At 35.9% G+C, this 19,952-nt stretch carries 22 protein-coding genes and 1 tRNA gene; 8 read left to right on the top strand and 15 right to left on the bottom strand.

From position 1 onward, the window contains the following. Nucleotides 1–580 precede the first annotated feature (580 nt). Nucleotides 581–1,093 carry a DUF3231 family protein gene (locus LCM23_RS15545; RefSeq protein WP_095373485.1) on the top strand — a complete coding sequence of 171 codons (513 nt, stop codon included), beginning with the start codon at nucleotides 581–583 and terminating at the stop codon, nucleotides 1,091–1,093. Between the two features lie 307 nt (nucleotides 1,094–1,400). Here the strand turns inward: LCM23_RS15545 and LCM23_RS15540 are convergent. Continuing rightward, a tRNA-Val gene (locus tag LCM23_RS15540) sits at nucleotides 1,401–1,473 on the bottom strand. A gap of 266 nt (nucleotides 1,474–1,739) precedes the next feature. Between LCM23_RS15540 and LCM23_RS15535 the strand changes: the two genes are divergently transcribed. The 4 genes from LCM23_RS15535 to LCM23_RS15520 all read left to right on the top strand — a co-directional run bounded on the left by LCM23_RS15535 (nucleotide 1,740) and on the right by LCM23_RS15520 (nucleotide 4,384). Further along, nucleotides 1,740–2,462 (top strand): alpha/beta hydrolase, encoded by a 723-nt coding sequence (locus LCM23_RS15535; RefSeq protein ID WP_224937771.1) that lies wholly within the window; start codon nucleotides 1,740–1,742, stop codon nucleotides 2,460–2,462. 142 nt (nucleotides 2,463–2,604) lie between these two features. After that, nucleotides 2,605–3,114, top strand: a complete 510-nt coding sequence (locus tag LCM23_RS15530) for a YjcG family protein (protein WP_095369768.1) — start codon at nucleotides 2,605–2,607, stop codon at nucleotides 3,112–3,114. Nucleotides 3,115–3,122: 8 nt separating this feature from the next. Beyond that, nucleotides 3,123–3,545 carry a GNAT family N-acetyltransferase gene (locus LCM23_RS15525; RefSeq protein ID WP_224937770.1) on the top strand — a complete coding sequence of 141 codons (423 nt, stop codon included), beginning with the start codon at nucleotides 3,123–3,125 and terminating at the stop codon, nucleotides 3,543–3,545. A gap of 161 nt (nucleotides 3,546–3,706) precedes the next feature. Further along, entirely contained in the window at nucleotides 3,707–4,384 is a 678-nt protein-coding gene (locus LCM23_RS15520; RefSeq protein WP_224937769.1) for a DUF421 domain-containing protein, read from the top strand. Between the two features lie 4 nt (nucleotides 4,385–4,388). Here LCM23_RS15520 and LCM23_RS15515 read toward each other — a convergent pair whose 3' ends face one another. After that, nucleotides 4,389–4,631 (bottom strand): hypothetical protein, encoded by a 243-nt coding sequence (locus tag LCM23_RS15515; RefSeq protein ID WP_224937768.1) that lies wholly within the window; start codon nucleotides 4,629–4,631, stop codon nucleotides 4,389–4,391. A 130-nt stretch (nucleotides 4,632–4,761) separates the two neighbouring features. On the opposite strand from LCM23_RS15515, the gene LCM23_RS15510 reads away from it, so the two are divergent. After that, nucleotides 4,762–7,053, top strand: coding sequence for an ATP-dependent helicase (locus LCM23_RS15510; protein WP_224937767.1), 2,292 nt, complete (start codon nucleotides 4,762–4,764; stop codon nucleotides 7,051–7,053). A 74-nt stretch (nucleotides 7,054–7,127) separates the two neighbouring features. On the opposite strand, the gene LCM23_RS15505 is transcribed toward LCM23_RS15510, so the two are convergent. The 7 genes from LCM23_RS15505 to LCM23_RS15475 all read right to left on the bottom strand — a co-directional run bounded on the left by LCM23_RS15505 (nucleotide 7,128) and on the right by LCM23_RS15475 (nucleotide 10,792). Continuing rightward, nucleotides 7,128–7,382, bottom strand: a complete 255-nt coding sequence (locus LCM23_RS15505; RefSeq protein WP_095369772.1) for a stage VI sporulation protein F — start codon at nucleotides 7,380–7,382, stop codon at nucleotides 7,128–7,130. Between the two features lie 140 nt (nucleotides 7,383–7,522). Continuing rightward, nucleotides 7,523–7,678 carry a YjcZ family sporulation protein gene (locus LCM23_RS15500; RefSeq protein WP_224937766.1) on the bottom strand — a complete coding sequence of 52 codons (156 nt, stop codon included), beginning with the start codon at nucleotides 7,676–7,678 and terminating at the stop codon, nucleotides 7,523–7,525. 102 nt (nucleotides 7,679–7,780) lie between these two features. Further along, the gene (gene spoVAE, locus LCM23_RS15495; protein ID WP_095369774.1) at nucleotides 7,781–8,137 is read right to left on the bottom strand and encodes a stage V sporulation protein AE; all 357 of its coding nucleotides are present in this window, start codon (nucleotides 8,135–8,137) and stop codon (nucleotides 7,781–7,783) included. Between the two features lie 18 nt (nucleotides 8,138–8,155). Beyond that, nucleotides 8,156–9,166 carry a stage V sporulation protein AD gene (spoVAD, locus tag LCM23_RS15490; RefSeq protein WP_224937765.1) on the bottom strand — a complete coding sequence of 337 codons (1,011 nt, stop codon included), beginning with the start codon at nucleotides 9,164–9,166 and terminating at the stop codon, nucleotides 8,156–8,158. After that, the gene (gene spoVAC / locus LCM23_RS15485) at nucleotides 9,166–9,639 is read right to left on the bottom strand and encodes a stage V sporulation protein AC (RefSeq protein WP_095369776.1); all 474 of its coding nucleotides are present in this window, start codon (nucleotides 9,637–9,639) and stop codon (nucleotides 9,166–9,168) included. The genes spoVAD and spoVAC overlap by 1 nt, the downstream gene beginning before the upstream one ends. Nucleotides 9,640–9,653: 14 nt before the next feature. Further along, nucleotides 9,654–10,121, bottom strand: a complete 468-nt coding sequence (locus tag LCM23_RS15480; protein ID WP_224937764.1) for a YhcN/YlaJ family sporulation lipoprotein — start codon at nucleotides 10,119–10,121, stop codon at nucleotides 9,654–9,656. Nucleotides 10,122–10,435: 314 nt separating this feature from the next. Then, nucleotides 10,436–10,792 carry a DUF1360 domain-containing protein gene (locus tag LCM23_RS15475; RefSeq protein ID WP_224937763.1) on the bottom strand — a complete coding sequence of 119 codons (357 nt, stop codon included), beginning with the start codon at nucleotides 10,790–10,792 and terminating at the stop codon, nucleotides 10,436–10,438. Nucleotides 10,793–10,924: 132 nt separating this feature from the next. On the opposite strand from LCM23_RS15475, the gene LCM23_RS15470 reads away from it, so the two are divergent. After that, complete coding sequence (locus LCM23_RS15470; protein WP_224937762.1) at nucleotides 10,925–11,461, top strand: CotY/CotZ family spore coat protein; 537 nt, start codon at nucleotides 10,925–10,927, stop codon at nucleotides 11,459–11,461. A 50-nt stretch (nucleotides 11,462–11,511) separates the two neighbouring features. On the opposite strand, the gene LCM23_RS15465 is transcribed toward LCM23_RS15470, so the two are convergent. The 3 genes from LCM23_RS15465 to LCM23_RS15455 form a co-directional block, all read right to left on the bottom strand. Continuing rightward, nucleotides 11,512–11,985 (bottom strand): CotO family spore coat protein, encoded by a 474-nt coding sequence (locus tag LCM23_RS15465; protein WP_224937761.1) that lies wholly within the window; start codon nucleotides 11,983–11,985, stop codon nucleotides 11,512–11,514. Nucleotides 11,986–13,476: 1,491 nt separating this feature from the next. After that, complete coding sequence (fabI, locus tag LCM23_RS15460) at nucleotides 13,477–14,250, bottom strand: enoyl-ACP reductase FabI (RefSeq protein ID WP_224937760.1); 774 nt, start codon at nucleotides 14,248–14,250, stop codon at nucleotides 13,477–13,479. 162 nt (nucleotides 14,251–14,412) lie between these two features. Beyond that, nucleotides 14,413–16,260 (bottom strand): monovalent cation:proton antiporter family protein, encoded by a 1,848-nt coding sequence (locus tag LCM23_RS15455; protein ID WP_224937759.1) that lies wholly within the window; start codon nucleotides 16,258–16,260, stop codon nucleotides 14,413–14,415. A 132-nt stretch (nucleotides 16,261–16,392) separates the two neighbouring features. Between LCM23_RS15455 and prpE the strand changes: the two genes are divergently transcribed. Then, entirely contained in the window at nucleotides 16,393–17,127 is a 735-nt protein-coding gene (prpE, locus tag LCM23_RS15450; protein WP_224937758.1) for a bis(5'-nucleosyl)-tetraphosphatase PrpE, read from the top strand. Here prpE and LCM23_RS15445 read toward each other — a convergent pair. The 3 genes from LCM23_RS15445 to LCM23_RS15435 form a co-directional block, all read right to left on the bottom strand. Next, entirely contained in the window at nucleotides 17,124–18,011 is an 888-nt protein-coding gene (locus tag LCM23_RS15445; RefSeq protein ID WP_224937757.1) for an RluA family pseudouridine synthase, read from the bottom strand. The genes prpE and LCM23_RS15445 overlap by 4 nt on opposite strands. Nucleotides 18,012–18,381: 370 nt before the next feature. After that, complete coding sequence (locus LCM23_RS15440; RefSeq protein WP_095369785.1) at nucleotides 18,382–19,176, bottom strand: NAD kinase; 795 nt, start codon at nucleotides 19,174–19,176, stop codon at nucleotides 18,382–18,384. Between the two features lie 28 nt (nucleotides 19,177–19,204). Continuing rightward, a complete protein-coding gene (locus tag LCM23_RS15435; RefSeq protein ID WP_095369786.1) occupies nucleotides 19,205–19,843 on the bottom strand; it encodes a GTP pyrophosphokinase in 639 nt (212 codons plus the stop codon). Nucleotides 19,844–19,952 lie beyond the last annotated feature (109 nt).

The raw sequence follows: 19,952 nt of genomic DNA, 5'->3' as shown, positions 1-19,952 counted from the left end.
CCGAGGAATTCTACAAAGAAGGTACAGGTGAGCTAGGCAAGATAGGTTTCTTTAACTTCAAATTTTACCCTTTTGGATTAATCTACTGCCTGCTGTGCAAATATCATAATTTATTTACCCACTTTTTCTTAATATGACGAAATTGTCACACTAATACATATTTTGTAATGTCTTTCGATTGTGTGGAATTCCTCCACAATCTAAGCTTTTATTGACACCTATTTTGAAAGGAGAAGATTATTTATGGAACAGATCACCTTTATAATTGCTATTGTAGCTTTCGTTATTTCGCTTATAATTTTCATTTCAGGTATTTTTAAAAGTAATTTAAAAGGATACCTCCAATCTAAAACCGCCAAAACCGCTTTCTTATTTTTTATCATTTATATTGTGAGCTTTGTTACTTATATTCTTATATCTAATTAAGCAGAGCTTAAAAAAACGCCTCGTTTAAAAAACAGGGCGTTAACTATTTTTTTACTCATGAATAATTTATATATTGCAAACACAAACTATCTATCGTGGCCAATCCTTACATAAGGAGAAAATCATGAAACTTAATAAGATAGGGAGTGCAATTATGGGAATTTTAAGCGGAAATCCAAAAGATGAACCTTTACATTATGGTGAAGTTTATGGACTATTCACTAACCTTTTTACAAATAATGGAACGATATCTGGTTATGAAACACTTATGAACCATGCTGGCGATGACGACTTAAAAAAGCTAATAGAAGAAGCTATTAAAGGGTTACGCGCTGAGAACCAACAATTAGAAGAGCTTTTAAAAAGTAATGGAATCGGGTTACCACCTGCACCACCTGCCCGCCCTAATGCAGATTTAAATGATATTCCTGTTGGTGCTAGATCTACTGACCCTGAAATCAGTGCTGCAATCTCCGCTGATACTGCAGCTGGATTAGTTGCATGTAGTCAGGCAATTGGTCAATCAATCAGAGAAGATGTCGCAATGATGTATGGACAGTTCCATATGAATAAAGCTCAGTTTGGTGCCAAAATGTTAAAATTAAATAAGGAAAAAGGTTGGTTAATCCCGCCTCCTTTGCACATGAGTAAAGGAACAGAATCATAATTTATAGGCGCCTCGAAATGAGGTGCTTTTTTTACTAATTTACACCCCACTCACTTTTCGACTTTCTTCGCAGTAAGACTTGCTTTACTCTCGCAATTTAACCTGCCTGATTTACCTCATTTCATTTCTTCCTCTAAGGGTCTATAGCGTCTTTTCTCATTGCTCATTCTTTGTTTCTATTGAAACTCGTTTGCGTTTTATTTAATACTGAAGAATATATTTTAATTCCTCTATTTTAATGACAAATTAGTATGACTCATCAAAATTTAGACATAAAAAAAGCCTTGACGCATCAAGACTTTCAGTATGATTCCGACTGGGTTCGAACCAGCGACCTCTACCCTGTCAAGGTAGCGCTCTCCCAGCTGAGCTACGGAATCGTTTATGTATATATTTAAGACATTTATAAATATACTATTTACGCGTATTTCTGTCAATTGATTTCACTGGTATTTGCTCAATTCTCATGAAGTTTTATAATTATAGAACTCTTTACATATAATAGAAGTGGAAAATAAACTTACATACTTAATTGAGTGAATCTTTCTTCATTAAGGAAATGAAGACTTACTATATGAAGTTTCATACACTGTGTGATAATATAACCCCATATAGGATTATTATTTTAACAAAGGAGTTCTACTTTATGAATACAGCAAAAGGGACAATCACGGACTTTACTTTTAAAAGTGAGGTACTAGGGGAAGATTTAGAAATACTTGTATACTTACCGGGCAATTATTCACCGCTATATAAATATAATATTTTAATTGCTCAAGATGGCAAAGACTATTTTCAATTAGGACGAATCGGCAGAACAGCGGATGAGTTGCTTGATGCAAAAGAAATGGAAAATACAATCATCATTGGTATTCCTTATAAAAATGTACAAGACCGCCGTCGTAAATATCATCCAGATGGTGAACAAAATGCTGCTTATATCAGATTCTTGGCTCATGAGCTTGTACCTTACCTTGACGAAAAATATCCAACGTACCAAATGGGAATGGGACGAGCATTGATCGGCGATTCTTTAGGAGCGACTGTATCTCTTTTAACTGCTTTACAATACCCTAATACTTTTGGGACAGTCATTTTACAATCGCCATTAGCGAATGAAAAAGTAATGGAAGAAGTCAAATCCTTTAAAGATACACATCTGTTAAATATATATCATGTCATTGGTACAGGAGAGACAACAGTCAAAACAACTGACGGTAAAGAGCAAGATTTCCTTACACCCAATCGTGAACTTTCACAATTAATAAAGGATAAAGGCTTCCCTTATTTTTATGATGAATTTGATGGCGATCATACATGGACATATTGGCAACCAGATTTAAAACGTGCTCTAAAGCAAATGCTTTAATGAAACAGCAGTTTGGCTACTTCTTAGTCAAACTGTCTTTTTCTTCTAATTCCATTCGTTAGTATATGATGATTTTTGAAAATTTGTTATAATAGTAAAATAAGACAAGTTCTTTAAAATATTTTATTTTGGAGGTAGAACTATGAAATATGGAATCGTTATTTTTCCGTCAAAAAAAATTCAAGACTTGGCAAACTCTTATCGGAAAAGATATGACCCTCACTACGCATTGATTCCTCCACATGTAACATTAAAATCATTTGAAGCTACAGAAGAAGAAGTAAAACAAACAACTGATGCTTTGAATGCAATTGCAAAAGTTCAACAACCTTTTCACATGAACGTTAAAAAGGTGAGTTCATTTCAACCTGTTAATAACGTTATTTACTTAAAGATTAACCCAACAGATGAACTCGAACGACTACATGAAAAAATCAATGAACAAACAGTTGGAGAAAAATCAGAATATGCTTTTGTCCCTCATATTACAATTGGACAAAAACTTTCCGATGATGAACATTCTGATGTTTATGGTTCATTGAAAATGCTTGATGTAGAACACGAAGAAACGGTTGATCGATTCCACTTATTATATCAATTAGAAAACGGATCTTGGAGTGTACATGAAACATTCCGCCTCGGAAAGGGTTAATGAACAACATGAACGTTAAAATAGTAGAAAACGAGCAAGAGCTGCAAGAAGCTTATCAAGTAAGAAAAGAAGTATTTGTAGACGAACAAAATGTTCCATTAGAAGAAGAAATCGATCAATTTGAAGACGAAGCAACACACTTTGTCCTTTATAAAGATAATGAACCTAGTGGTGCTGGGCGTTTTAGAATTGTAGATGGCTATGGGAAAGTAGAACGCATTTGTGTAAAAGAAAATGCCAGAAAAACAGGAGCCGGCAAAGAAATAATGCATGCCATTGAATCTTTTGCTAAAGAAAAAGGTGTACCGGCTTTAAAACTTCACGCACAAACACATGCGATTCCCTTTTATGAACGAATTGGGTACGAAGTCATCTCTGAAGAATTCCTTGATGCAGGAATACCTCACCGAACAATGAAGAAACAAATTTAAATGCAAAAAAAGAGGTGCATTCCGCATCTCTTTTTTTATCTTCATTAACAAAGTAAAAGCTTAAATTTAATAAAAATCCGATCGTCGTTTTAATCATAAAAAATGGGGAAGAGCACACAATAACAAGGTCACAGTAAATTTGTTTAAGAGGTGTGTTTCCCATGCATGAATATATACATATTACTTTCGTTCTCTTTGTTGGATTTATTGCCCTTTTCATCATGACCAAGATTCTTGGAAAGTCGCAAATATCCCAAATCACTCCTTTTGACTTTATTTCTGCCATCGTTTTAGGAGAACTAGTAGGAAATGCACTTTATGATGAGAATACAGGGATAAGTCAAATGCTCTTCTCTGTTCTTCTCTGGACCATTTTAATTCTTACTACAGAAAATATCACACAGAAATTCAGAAGAACAAGAAAATTATTAGAAGGCGGTCCTTCCATTGTGATTCGTAAAGGAAAAATTGAATATGGGCAATTGAAAAAGAATCATTTGGACCTTAACCAGCTGCAAGAATTACTGAGGGCAAAAGATATATTCTCTATAAGACAATGCGAATATGCCTTCTTAGAGACAAATGGTACGATTACCGCCTTGAAAAAGCCTGAATATACAACGCCAACTATTGAGGACTTGCAATTAAAGTATCCGAAGATTAAGGTGCCAATTAATATCATTTTAGATGGTGAGATTGTTCATGAAAACCTAAACATTCTCGGTTGGGATGTCAAATTTCTAGATGAAAAATTAAAAAAGAAAGGGTATACGAATGTGAAGGAAATTCTATATGCTGACTGGGAAAAAGAAGACGGGTTACATATTCAAACCTACTGAAATATTATGCGTAATAATCAATGTATTTGCCTTTTATTCCTTGTTTACCATTTGTTTCTCTATCTTTCATAGAAGAGGATAAATGGTTTTTTCTATTGTCCTTATATAAATAATTGGTTTCTGATTGTCCAAGGGACGGATCCACCCTTTCAATATTTCTATAAGTCATTGAGCGATTTCGATTCATAAACATTCGCTCCACATATTGTTGGTATGCTGTTTGAACGGTTGAGATTGGATAAATCATTACACTGCCCCCTTTACTTTACTACTAACCCTTTTCAATTAATAACAAACATATTTATTCTTTTTTAGCGCTAAAATCTTTGTTATGATTAATTTTATGCAGTAAATTTTTTAAGTTATGAGGCTAAATGATGAAAAGTGCACGATTAATGCAAGAACGAATTCAATTACATACACTGAAACGATCAGACTATCCATTTATACATGAAGAAGGAAAACGTGGGAACCTTTATTGTACCCATTGTGGTGAAAACGTTTTATTTTATTTAGGCATTCAGGATGAACCAAAATTTTATCATAGCAATGAAAAAGAGTGCGAATATGTGGACGAAGTCATTCCGAAAGCAACAGAAAAAACGAAAGAAAAAGAAGTCAATGGCTTTCGTTTACCTCAAGGTCGATCAATTCTCGAAGAAGTGGAAAAGCCTTTTAAAACTCCTGTACGTATTGAAAACATTCCACCATTTGCAGAAAATACAGGTTCACAAGCTAGTCCTACTGAGGGGTATCTTCGTTCACTTGAAGAGCACGGTATTTCTTTTGATCATGATCAGAAAAGAGCTGTTACGTATTGTCATGGTCCGTTACTTGTTCTCGCAGGAGCGGGAAGTGGAAAAACACGCGTATTAACAGGGAAAACGGCTTATTTATTCCATGAATATCAAGTTGATCCCCGTTCTGTTCTACTCGTTACATTTACAGCTAAGGCAGCTAACGAAATGAAACAACGGATAAAAACCTATCCATACGTTACAGCAAAGCATATTAATCAAATGGTTTGCGGAACTTTCCATAGCATTTTCTATCGTATTCTTTCTTTTCATGATCATAATAATCAAAAATGGGACCACCGTTACCTTTTAAAGAACTGGCAGAAGGAACAAATGATCAAACAATCAGCAAGGGCTCTACATATTGATGAAAAGGATTTCCCTTTTGATATGGCCTTACAGTTAATTAGCTTTTGGAAAAACTCGTTGCAATCCCCTACTGATGTAAGGGCGAATGATTCATGGGAGGAAAAGGTACAACAAATGTATCAAGCCTATGAAGAAGAGAAACAGCGATTGAATACCTTTGATTTTGATGATATGCTCAGTAGCTGTTATGAGCTATTTAAAAAAAATCCGCAAATCTTAGCACAGTATCAAAAGCGATTTAAATATATCTTAATTGATGAATTCCAAGATGTAAATAAAGTTCAATTTGAATTACTTAGAATGCTAGTACCTGAAAGTGAGCATATTTGTGCAGTAGGTGATGATGATCAATCTATATATGCTTTTAGAGGTAGTGATCCATCTTATTTAACCGAGTTTGAACAGATGTTTGATGATAGTTTTCAAATTACATTACAACAAAATTATCGCTCCAGTCACGAAATCACTGCATTTGCAAGTCAAGTTATCAAAAAAAACAAAAGAAGAAAAGCAAAAAACATGGTCGCGCAATTTAAAAACGAAGCATACCCTACACTCTTCTACCCTTACGATGAAGAAGAAGAAGCCTTAATGATTTTGACAGATATTCAAGAGAGAATAAGACAAGGGCACCAACCTAATGATTTTGCTATCCTTTATCGAACCCATTCAACAAGTCGTGCACTATTTGAACGATTTACCAGGTCTAATATTCCATTTAAGATAGAGCAAGATGCCGAATCATTTTATGATCGCTTTATTATCCGGACACTGCTTAGTTTTTTAAGACTTGCGATTAATGAGGAAGATGCTCAGGCTCTTAAGGATATCTTACCGGCTCTTTTTTTAACACAATCACACTTACAAGATATGAAAGCGAATAGTATCTTACATGATTGCAGCTTACTTGAATGTTTATCTATGGTACAGAGCAAATATGCCTTTCAACAAAGCAAAGCAAAGAAAACGGTAACTACGATTAAAGCAATTAAACAACTATCACCTTTATTAGCACTTGAAAAAATCGAAAAAGAGCTACAAATACAAGATTTTATTAAGAAGCGTGGTAATGAAGGGAACAAAATGGATAAAGGTTCAGAGGATTTAAAAGAACTAAAATTAATTGCTAAAAAGTTTACTACCTTACTTGAGTTTATTGAGTATGCGGATCATATGCGTGCAAAAATCAAAGAAATGAAGCAAATAAGTAAAACGATTGAGAACGCTGTAACCTTTAGTACTATCCATAAAGCCAAAGGGTTAGAGTATCCCTTTGTCTATATCTTAAGTGTAGTCGATGGTAGCCTTCCCCACGATTATGCCCTTGAAGAATATCGTACAGGAACAGAGCAGAGTTTAGAAGAAGAACGAAGACTATTATATGTAGCAATGACTAGAGCCAAGGAACAGTTACATTTATCACTTTTGCAACATAGAAAAGGGAAGAAAGCCTATCCATCACGCTTTCTTCCCCATATCAAAAATAAAATATATAGTAAATAAAAAAACAAACCTGCGTGTATATCAACTCACGCAGGCTATCAATCGTTCGATAAAAAATTCTTGTTAGACTCTCATTATTTTTTATTAATCATTTTGTTTATTGTATTAAAGTCTAAAGACTTACCTTCTTTTACAATAGAATCGACAATTTTGTCTTCCATTTCTTGAGATACTGGTTTGTTGGCGATTTGCGACACCCTGCGAATGACGCCACGAACCGTGTCTTCATCTTTAAAATTTGCATTTTGTAACGAGCCCGCTAATTCAAATACATCCTTCATATTCACGCCTGTTTTTTTCTCGATATTCTTAAAAAAATGATTATCCATCCGCTACCTCACGCTCCTTCTTGAACTCCATTTATCTTATGTAGCCCAATTAAAAACGTGATAAAAATATCTTTCAGAGAGTTTATAAAAAAGAAGAGATGCTATTTATTATTACGCATCTCCCCAAGAATAAAAGACAATTAGCAGAAACTAGCACCGACAATGACTAATAAAATGAAGAGGACAACGATTAAAACGAAAGTACCTCCAGCATAGCCGCCACCGCCACCGCCGTAACCGTAGCCGCCGCCATAACCGCCACAACCACAATTGCCGCCATAGCCTCCAAAGCCCATATAGATCACCTCACTAATGTATTTGTCCTTATACATTATGTATAGTTAGGTGAGAATGTATGGGCATGTACCCGCTTGGCCCTTAATTCATTGAAATCAGGCTTATCCTTTTGGTTTGAAAATAAGGGCGCCAATAAAAGCAAACAAGATGGCGGATGAAATACCTGAGCTCGTAACTTCAAACATCCCTGTTAGAACGCCAATTAATCCATGTTGCTCTGCTTCTTGTAAAGCTCCGTGCACAAGTGAGTTACCGAAACTCGTTATGGGTACAGATGCACCAGCACCAGCAAAATCCAATAATGGCTCGTAAAGTCCTACCCCATCCAATATCGCTCCTAACACGACAAGCGCACTTAAAGTATGACCTGGTGTCAGTTTAAATACATCAAAACAAATTTGGCCAATCACACAAAATAAGCCTCCAACAACAAAAGCCCAAAAAAACATTGGCAGCATATATTTATCCTCCTAACTTTATGGCATTTCAATCGCCACAGCATGTGCAATACATGGAATTGATTCATTTTGTTGTACTGTAAGTGGCGATAATAAGGCTCCTGTAGCGACCATTAAAATCTTTTTTAGCTCTCCTCTTTTCATTCTATTTAAGAGGTGACCATATAAAACGGATGCAGAACAACCTGCACCGCTTCCGCCTGATTGTACGGGCTGATCTTCTTTATAAATGAGTATGCCACAATCTTGGAACTGTTCATCTGGAATAATAAGCCCCTTATTCTTTAATAATTCCAATGCAGTTACACGACCAATTTTTCCTAAATCACCAGTAACAATTAAGTCATAATAAGAGGGTTCTATTTGCATGTCTTGAAAATGATTATAAATGGTATCTGCTGCTGCAGGAGCCATTGCCCCGCCCATATTAAATGGATCAGTGACCCCCATGTCAACAACTTTACCGATTGTTGCAGCTGTCGTAACCGGATCATTTCCTCCATTATTTTGAACGAGAAGTGCTGCACCAGCACCTGTTACTGTCCATTGAGCAGTTGGTGGCTTTTGCCCTCCATACTCTGTAGGGTAGCGAAATTGCTTTTCAACAGCAGCATTATGACTCGCTGCTCCTGTTATAACTGCATTTGCTCCACCATAATTAATCATAAATGAACCAAGCGCTAATCCCTCCATTGATGTGGAACATGCACCAAACAAACCGAAGTAAGGTATTTCCAATGATCTTGCGCTGAGACTAGTCGGGGTGATCTGATTAATTAAGTCACCACCTAGAAAGAATTGCACATCTTTTTTTTCCATTTCTGCTTTTCTTAATGCCGTTCGACTAGCACCTTCCATTAGCACACGATGTGCTTTTTCATATGAATCTTCTCCCATCCATAAATCTTCATGGAGAAGATCAAAGTCATCAGCTAAGTTACCATTTGCCTCAAACGGCCCTCCAGTCACACCGGTAGCAATAATAGCTGGGCGTTGACTAAAAACCCATGATTGCTTCCCCTTTAGCATTAAATTACCCCCATATAAATTAAAATAGTCTTAATTAACGCAACCACAAAAGCTGAGAATACTCCAAACAGGAGAACCGAACCTGCGAGTTTAAACATATTTGATCCGACACCAAGGACAAACCCTTCTGTGCGGTGTTCAATTGCTGCTGAAATAACCGCATTTCCAAAACCGGTTACTGGCACAGCACTACCTGCTCCTGCGAATTGACCAAGTCTGTCATAAACACCAAATCCAGTTAAAAGCATCGCAATAAATATCATAGTAGCTACAGTAGGATTACTTGCTGTTTGCTCTGTGAAATTAAAGAAATAGATATAAAAATATGAAATCGCTTGTCCTACTATGCAGAATAATCCTCCAACCCAAAATGCCCGAAGACAATTTTTCAAAACTGGTCGCTTCGTTTCATATTTTTTTTCTAATTGATCATATTGCTCTTGGTCAGGCGTTTTTTTTGGTTTAGCACACATCCTTACTCACCTTCCTATGTTAATTCTTTTTTCAACTTTACTATTTTCTCAAACTTTTTTTCGGCTTTTTTTGCACTAAAATTTGGATTCTTCATTTGTTCATGTAATTCGACCACTTCAAGAAAAATCTTAAAATCACTTGAAACAATAAATTTAACATCAGGATATTTGTCTTCTAGTTTTCCTTTAACATCTTTCTCGATTTTTTTCATGTGAAATCTTTGTAAATGTCTTACTTTGTAAGCAATTAAAACGGTATCATCATTCTTTACAATTGCTGCATCATACAATTCTTTCTGTTTTTCGATATCTTTTTCTATACTTTGCAGCATATCTTCATCGGTTGACCGTGATTCACTATGTATTAATGATGGAGTAGGGTTTGTTGCTTTAATAAGTGATAACGGTGCTTCATTAGAATCATGTTTACTACATCCAGTAATTAAAAATAAACTTATAAGTAGTAGCAAGTATTTTGGCATTCTTGTCCCTTCCTTATCTTTTTCATTATTTTTTTATTTTCTCTAAAAGTTAATTTCTTATCCAAAAAAAACAAAAGACGAACCTTTTATTAATGGCTCGTCTTTTTATATTAATTGCTTTTCTTCTTTTTCTTTCCACAACCACAACCGGAGGATTTTTTACTTCCCCCTGATTCTGCAATTCTCTTTTTAAAAGCTTCTTTATTTGTATATATTTTTTTGTTCATCTTTAAATGCCCTCCTTCATCGTATATGCCTTTTACCTTTAACATATTCAAGTGAGGAAGAGCTCGTATAATCCAATAGCCCAATTTTTATTGAATAATCATTTTTTGAATGACGCCTTCAATAATTGCCGCCATTGCGCTAATTGACAAAATCACCACTAACAACACACCTATTGTAGGGAAATATGCATACATTAAATATATAATCATCGCACTCCATATCCCAGTGCACCAATAACAACTAAGAAGCTTACCAAAAAAACCAGCTATACCTTTATTTTTTGGAATGATATATGTCTCTATTTTCCCATGTTCGTCCTCTTCATCAACTTCTGACATAAATGGCCTTCTTATAAATTCAGTGATTTGATCATAAACGATTAGCCTTGTTAGACGGAAAGAAGCAAATGAGAGTAAAAGAAATTCAAAAAAGGTAAGATCCATTCCTATCTCCACCCTTCCTTTAAAAAATATGCCTATTTTTTTAAAAAATAAGGCGTTTGTCCGTAACCCATAGCCTGTTTCATCAATATGTTATTAATGTAGATCAAAGAATGAAATAAGGAGGAAAAGAATATGGGTTGTAACAAAAAGGATAATAAATACGGCAGCTGTGTAGCTGAAGTCGTACGTGCGATAAGAGATATCCAAGATCAAGTTCGTGAAGATGAAGATTGTAATTGCGGCTCTAATTGTTTTTTAGAACCAATTGGTGCGATTTCTCCAAAGAGTGGTAAGAAGAAGAGAGTGAGACGCCCTAACACGCGCGTATTTACGTTAAGCACAGCTGATGGTTCACCATTCCACGCATTTTTAACAAATGTTGATGATTGCTCTTGTACGTCAATTTTCTTTAGAGTAGAAGAGATATTCGATAATTCATGTGCTACGCTAAGAGTTTTAGAACCAGTTACTGAAACAAGTCCTGGTTGCTATGAAACAGCTGACATTACAGAAGGTTGCTGCATTGATTTATCTAAAATTTGTAAAGTAGATGGTTTCCGTTCTAGTGAGAACTGTATCTCTGTAGATTTGGATTGCTTCTGTGCAGTTCAATGTATTCAAGATATATATTTACCAGTAGATAATTGTGTTGAATATTTCGAAGACTAATTGTATATCAGCCAGTCGTTTACTCGACTGGCTTTTTATATACAGTCTACTTACCTAAAACCGACCATTTTTATCGATTTTATACTATGAATATGAATGGTTTGCATACTGCCGCTTAACGTTTTAATCATTAACTCATTGCCTTGTTTTAATTCAATAAATCCCCTAATATGTTTATCATCACTTATAAATAAGCAAGGTACAGGAGGTAATTGCTTAGGGAAATGAAGGAGATAATCAATCCTTTCCTGTACATTCATATCCTTAAAACTTTTCACACGTTTAAATCCTTGCTCACTTTCTGACTGACTTTCCTCGTATTCCTCTAAAACTTGCTGTACATCTTCTTCTTTTTTTTCCACCTCACCTTGTTCATCTATTGAAGAATTTGTGATAACCTCTTTTTCTTCTTCCTCAACTTCATTTTTACTGGAATAAGTTGACTGCATTGATGTCGAAGGAGAAGGAAGATTAGATTGTTGTACATATAATAAAGGCTTCTTTTTTTTATTTTGTGTATCCATGTCTTTCACCTGTCCCTCTTCAATAAATTCGAAGCTCCAACATATTATATGTGAAATAAAAATGGGCGTTCATTTAACTAACTGAAAGGAAAGAATTCACCAGAAGACACGAAATGCTTTAATGTAGATTCCTACTACACTACATTTATATTCATATCCCTGATTGTCTTATTTCTACTTATTTTTAAAGATACTTTATCGATCAAAAAAAATAATGAAAAAAGATCTTATGGAACAGTAATCAATTATCAGTACATGTTACTACGGTTTAAGGTTTTCCAAAAGATCAGTAGAAAATGGTGAAGAAGTGTGTCATAAGTTAGATTAAGAATAATAGAAATAAGAAACTAAGCGTGAAGCCTTTCAAAATGTAAATGGCATGATGAGAGCTGAGTTTTGCACGGCTCTCAAATGCGAAATCTCACTTGAGTGCCTCGCTAATGGGATTTGCACAGCTCTCAAATACGAAACCTCACACGAGTGCCTCGCTAATGGGATTTGCATGGCTTTCAAATGCAAAACCTCACACGAGTGCCTCGCTAATGGGATTGGCACAGCTCTCAAATACGAAATCTCACATGAGTGCCCCGCTAATGGGATTTGCACGGTTCTCAAATGCGAAATCTCACATGAGTGCCTCGCTAAAGTGATTTGCACGGCTCTCAAATGCGAAACCTCACATGAGTGCCTCGCTAAAGAGATTTGCACGGCTCTCAAATACGAAATCTCACACGAGTGCCTCACTGATGAGATTTGCACAGCTTTCAAATACGAAATCTCACACGAGTGCCTCGCTAATGGGATTGGCACGGCTCTCAAATGCGAAATCTTACATGAGTGCCTCGCTAATGGGATTTGCGCGGCTCTCAAATGCGAAACCTCACTTGAGTGCCACGCTAATGGGATTGGCACGGCTCTCAAATGCTAAACCTCACACGAGTGCCCCGCTAATGGGATTGGCACGGCTCTCAAATACGAAACCTCACACGAGTGCCTCGCTAATGGCATTTGCACAGCTCTCAAATACGAAACCTCACACGAGTGCCCTGCTAATGGGATTGGCACGGCTCTCAAATACGAAACCTCACACGAGTGCCCTGCTAATGGGATTTGCACGGCTCTCAAATGCGAAATCTCACATGAGAGCCCCGCTAATGGCATTTGCACAGCTCTCAAATGCGAAATCTCACATGAGAGCACCGCAAATAGGATTGGCATGTCACTGAAATACAAAATCAAAGATGTAAGCCGAGCTAAGAGCGTTTTCAAAATATGTGCAAACCGAAGATACACTCACATTACCATGATTCTTTTTTTTCATGTATATTATTAGCTTGACATTTCGCGTCTCGTTTCCAATCCAACACACCGTGCTATGAAAATAGAAAATGCGCACACAACTTGTCTTATATTTGACGAGTTGTGTGCGCATGAAATAGATTGTGCAATTTTAAATGAATGCTAGCCATTCATTTATTAACAAATACTAAATTAGCGAATGTGATAACCAGAATCAACGTGAATATTTTCTCCAGTGATACCTCTTGACATGTCGCTAAACAAGAACACAGCTGTATCTCCTACTTCCTCAGGCGTTGTTGTTCTTTGTAATGGCGCATTCTCTTCGATTTCTTTTAAGATGGAATTGAATTCTCCAATACCTTTTGCTGACAAAGTTCGAATAGGACCAGCAGAGATAGAATTTACGCGAATATTCTCTTTTCCTAAGTCAACTGCTAAATATTTAACACTTGCATCAAGTGAAGCTTTTGCTACACCCATTACATTATAGTTTTTAATTGCTCTTTCACCACCAAGGTAAGTCATGGTAACAATGCTACCGCCTTCAGCCATTAATGGTCTTGCTGCTTTAGCAACAGCTGTTAAAGAATACGAACTAATATTATGCGCTAACAAGAAGCCATCCCTAGATGTATTCATATACTCTCCTTGAAGCTCTTCTTTATTGGCAAATGCGATACAGTGTGCAATCCCATTAATTTCTCCAACTGCCTCTTTCATTTGTCTAAAACAATTCTCTACATCTTCATCATTCGTCACATCACAAGGTAATACAAGTGAGTTCTCCGCACCATCAAGGGTACTTACTAAATCTCGGACACTTTTCTCTAATCTTTCACCAGCATATGTAAAAATGAGGTTTGCACCTGCTGTATGTAGTGACCTTGCTATTCCCCAGGCAATACTACGTTTATTCGCTACGCCCATCACAACGTAAGTTTTCCCTTTTAATGAGATCGTCATATCATAATCCCCCTATAATTTATACAAGTTATTAGTACCTAGTACTAATATTACATGAAAAACATTCAACTTTCAATAGGAATGTGATGCGTGAGGTTATATAAAAAAATACGAATAGACTCTGTTATAGAATCTATTCGTACCTCGAAATAACTAACCCTTTTAGTGAAGCTCTAATTCCCACTTCAATTCTTCCACATATTCCCGAGAACCGGTGACGATTAAGCGATCGTTTAATAAAAGCTCTGTATCACCATGGGGTATAATGGTTTCTTGTCCCCTTAAGATACGAACAAATATAACATCACCGGCAAATGGAAATCGTCTAATTGTCATCCCATCAAATTTAGAATTTCGTAATTTGACGTCATATAAGGTCGTTTCTTGATTTTCAAATATTTCCACTACACTCGGAGAAGCGATCAACGCTCGTAATAAAGTTTTCGTTGACAACATACTTGAAAATGATTCAATACCAGCAGCTAGTGCCTTTTCCTCAAGAATGGGGTTTTCTAATCGACAAATGACACGATCAATTCCTGATTCATTCAGTGCTTCTGCCAGTTCAAGATTAATATCCTCATCTCCAGTGGTAATCACAACAACATCAGCTTGCAAAATTTCTGTTTCTTTTATTGCTTCCATTGAAAAAGCAGGAAGTTCATTCAACTCGAAGGCTGGTGTAATAAATGGTTCCTCTTTTTGCTGAACTGTATGATAAACACTTGTTTCGTACATATCTGAAGCTAATTCATTTGATAACGGCATTGTAATCTGGTTCGCACCAATGAAGGAAACTTTAATCTTCTTCTCTTTGACCGTTTCTTTTGGAAATAATTTCTTAAAGACAATAGGTGTAAATATGCTACTGATAACAGCTACCAATATTAGCATCCCCCCCATTTCTTCAGAGATCATACCCATTCTTTGACCAATGGTCGCAGCTGCAATGACTAATGAAAGCGTCGAAGTTAAAATAAATCCTGACGCGACAACAGTTTTCATATCATACCATTTCTTCATATAAAAAACCGGGATTAATTTAGATATGAGCAATGCCAATAATAATAATGGGATAAACACTAATAACATTGGCTCAGCGAAAAGTGACCAAATATCTAAATCAACACCTACCATTACAAAGAAAATCGGGATTAAAAAGCCGTATCCAAACGAATCTAATTTATGAACAAGTTCTTGGTTTGGTGCCAATAATGAGACAAGTACACCGGCTAAAAATGCTCCTAAGATATTCTCTGCTCCAACAGATTCTGAAACAGCTACTAAGAAAATAATGAGTGCAAAAACAGCCCTCGTGCCAATTTGTATTGTTCCAGTTGATAGCGACTGTATGAAGTTATTATTTTTATATCTTCTTCCTACAAAGTATAAGATCACGCCAACGACAAATAGTAGTAATAATAACCATGTATTCCCTTCTCCGCCATCATTTACTGAAACAAATACGGCAAGTAGAATCATCGTTGCTAAATCGGCAATGACCGCTACAAGCAAGATGATTTGCCCGATATTAGTATTCATGATGTTCCCTTCTTTTAAGGTAGGAACAACAACGCCAAGTGAGATTGTTGATATAATTAATGTCATTAGAAACACATTATCGATAAAGCCTACTAAAACAAATACATATGATAAAACTAATGACACGATAAAAATACCGGCGAAAATGATGCTCGCAGTGAGAAATGCATTTGGTTCAGGTTTGCCATTTTCCAATCGGTGCTTTTTCTTTTTCGATGAAAATGCGGAAAAATCTATCTCAAGCCCACTTAGAAACATTAAGAAGATAAATCCTAATGTCGATAAAGTTTCAAGCCACATATCCTCTTGTACTATATTAAATCCACTTTTCCCAATAATTAATCCTGCTAGTATTTCTGCTACTACAACTGGGATAAAGTTGATTTTTAGACGATGTAGTATAATCGGTACTAAGAAAGCAATCACGATAACAATCACAAGTGAGGCGACTGAATTTCCATGTTCCATTCTATCACTCCTTTTTAATAAAATTAGTCGAAATAAAATCTAAACATATGAAAAATAAAAATGCAAACGATAAGAATTGTATAACTTTCATATCTAAACGATTCAAACTACCTTAAAAGTGAGGGACTGTAAATGAAACTAGATATTATTGGGGATATTCATGGTTGTTATAAAGAATTTAAGGATCTCACCGTTCAGCTAGGCTATGACTGGCATTCAGGCATTCCTTTAAGACACGATAGGCAGCTCGCATTTATCGGTGATTTAACTGATCGTGGTCCACAATCATTAAAAGTCATTCAAACCGTATACCAATTAATAAAAAAAAATCGAGCCTATTATGTTCCTGGCAATCACTGCAATAAATTATACCGCTATGCACTAGGAAATCCTGTAAAGACTACTCACGGCTTAGAAACGACAGTAGAGGAATTACAAAGCTTAAATAAACAAGAAAGAAAAGATATACTTCGTAAGTTTATCGAGTTATACGAACAATCTCCTCTTTATTATTTACTAGACGAAGGCAGACTATTATTAGTACATGCAGGAATGAAGGAAGAGTGGATTGGTAAAAAAGATAAAAAAGTAAAAACATTTGCTCTTTATGGTGATATTACAGGAGAGAAACATCCAAATGGGTCTCCTATTAGAAGAGATTGGGCACAAAATTATGCTGGACAAACATTAATTGTTTACGGCCATACACCTGTGAGAGAAGTGCGTAAAATCAATCAAACATATAATATTGATACTGGCGCCGTTTTTGGCAATAAATTAACTGCTCTTAAGTACCCTGAATTACAGACTGTATCTGTTTCCTCTTCCCTTCCCTTCCAGGAGGGTAAATTTGCTCGCTTTGATTAACTTAATAATGCTTGCATATCTTCTGGATAATGAATGGAAAAGGTCAGGATTTCCTTCGATATAGGATGAGTAAAAGATAGGGAAAAACAATGCAAGGCTTGACGTCGCAACCATTTAGTCGAACCGCCATATAAATTATCTCCTATTAAAGGAAAACCAATATGAGAAAGATGCACTCGTATTTGATGGGTTCTGCCCGTTTTTAAAGACAATTCTAATTCAGTGAATTGTCTTTCTTTTTGCTGAGATAGTTGTTTAAAGTAAGTCGCTGCATGTTTGCCATTTGGGCTAACCATTCTTTCGATAATGCTATCAGGTTTTCTGCCAATTGGCTCCTCAATCCACCCTTCCTTTGTTGCCATTAACCCACACACAAAAGCTTTATATTTCCTTTGAACACCATTATTTTGCTGCTGACGACTTAAAAGATGGTGAACATGTCGATGCTTGGCAATTAACACTAAACCTGACGTCTCTCTGTCTAGTCTTGTAACAATATGAATAGTGGACTCTATTCCTTGCTTGTCATAATAACCTAATAAAGCATTCGCTAAACTTCCCTCTGGATGTTCTCGCGATGGAATGGTGCTCATACCTGCTTGCTTCACAACGATTAATACTGCATCGTCTTCGTAAAGAATGGAGAGCGGAATATCTTCAGGCTGCAAACCTTGACTTCTTTTCTCAAGTGGAAAGCCAACCTCTAATACATCGCCGTTATTAAGCATATACCGCACATTTTGTTCTACTCCATTCACTTTTATAAAACCTCCAGCAAACTTTATATCTGTTAAAGCGGTTTTAGAAATATATTGCTGTGATAGGAATGATTTAATATTAACTGGTGTATCAAGTGAATCAATTTGCCATTGTAAAGTAAACATTCTTTTTTCTCCTTATAAACGAAGTAAATGCAAACAAAGACAGTTCTTTAAAAAGCATTGGGATACGAGTGAAATGATGCTTATTTTTCCAGCCTACCTTACAAAAATTGCTGTGGACAGCAGATTAAAGCGTCTACATCATGCTCCTTTAGTGTGCAAACAATATGAATGATATTGCCATTATCTTTGTCAAAAGCTTGGATGCTTGGTAATAGTAACTTTTTTTATTTTGCTTATGGATACCTGGACTTATATATTTTTGCATTTACAGGAAAGAAAAATCCGAACATATTCAAACCCTTTGACAGAATTAGAATAAATTGTTCGGATTTCCATTCAACTAGCATCCATTTTACCCAAAGTCACGCAGTTAATCAGCAACAAATGAATCATGTACTCTTTTCCAAAATGGAAATGGTCTGAATCTAGCAAAGCGAATTTTTTCATCGGCTACACGGTATTGAATTGATTTTACATCTTTATGCAAAAGCGATAAATGATCGATTGTAATCTTAAAATCCGGTTCATTCACAGGTTTTAAAAGGCAAGCATGGTGTGCTGGTAAAACTAAAGGTGAACCGACTGTTCTAAACACTTTATTATTAATCGATGCCATTTCAGCTAATTGAATAGCGGGCAATGACGGATGTAATATCGCACCACCTAATGCCTTATTATAAGCCGTACTCCCTGAAGGCGTGGATAAACATAAACCGTCTCCTCTAAATCTTTCAAAATGCTGACCTCGAATCTCTACATCCATCACAAATGTACCATTCACAGCTTTAACTGTAGACTCGTTCAAAGCCAAATACCTTGTTTCTTTGCCACCATTCAAATAGCGGACAATGACTTCAAGAAGAGGGTATTCAACCACTTGGAAGGGAGTTTTTGCTATTGCGATTACAAGCTTTTCAATTTCATCAGGTACCCAATCAGCATAAAATCCTAAGTGCCCCGTATGAACACCAACGAATGCTGTTTTATCAAGGCGGCTGCTATATCTGTGAAATGCGTACAACAAAGTTCCATCGCCACCAACAGAAATGACTATATCTGGTTGTTCTTCATCATATACAAGATCAAAATCAAGTAAGTACGATCTCATCTTATGCATCAATGTATTCGATTTCGTATCACCTTTAGACGTAATCGCAAATCTCATTGTTTAGTAGCTCCTCTTATTTTTCATTCTATGACTTATTCTTTTGCTGCTTTTCTTTATTTTGTGAAAAAAATGCTTGTGCATCTTGAATTTCTCCTCGAATCGATGACATTTCTTCATCCAATCTAAAGGCTGCTTCAGCTGCTCTTTGTAATCTCATTTGAATATCAGATGGAAATTGGCCTTTATATTTATAATTTAATGAATGCTCAACCGTGGCCCAAAAATTCATCGCTAACGTTCTAATTTGAATTTCCGCTAATATCTTTTTCTCCCCATGGATAGTTTGTACAGGGTAAGCAATAACTACATGATAAGAGCGGTACCCACTTGCTTTTTCATGAGAAATATAATCTCTTTCTTCCACCACTTCAAAATCATTTCTCATACGTAACAATTCTACTACCTTCATGATATCATCAACAAATTGACACATCATTCTCATACCTGCTATGTCTTGCATTTCTACATCCAACCTGTTAAGTGGAATTCCTTTTTGGTTGGCTTTATCTAATATACTAGCTATAGGTTTTACTCTGCCGGTCACAAATTCTATAGGAGAGTGCTCTGGAACGAAATCAAACTGACTTCTCATCCCTTTTAGTTTCACTTTTAACTCTTCTACAGCTTGTTTATATGGACCTAAAAATTGATCCCAATGCTTCATACATGCACCACCCTTATGTAAGTTCATTTCTCTAACTTGATTTAGTTAGAAATTTTTGCAATAAAGCGACGAAAGAAACTTAGGTACATGATTTACTCTTTATTAGTAG

This window comes from Cytobacillus kochii (genome assembly GCF_020171845.1).
Classification (GTDB): Bacteria; Bacillota; Bacilli; order Bacillales; family Cytobacillaceae; genus Cytobacillus; species Cytobacillus kochii.
The sequence above is the reverse complement of the archived record's forward strand: the minus strand, read 5'-3'. Positions and strand labels throughout refer to the sequence as shown.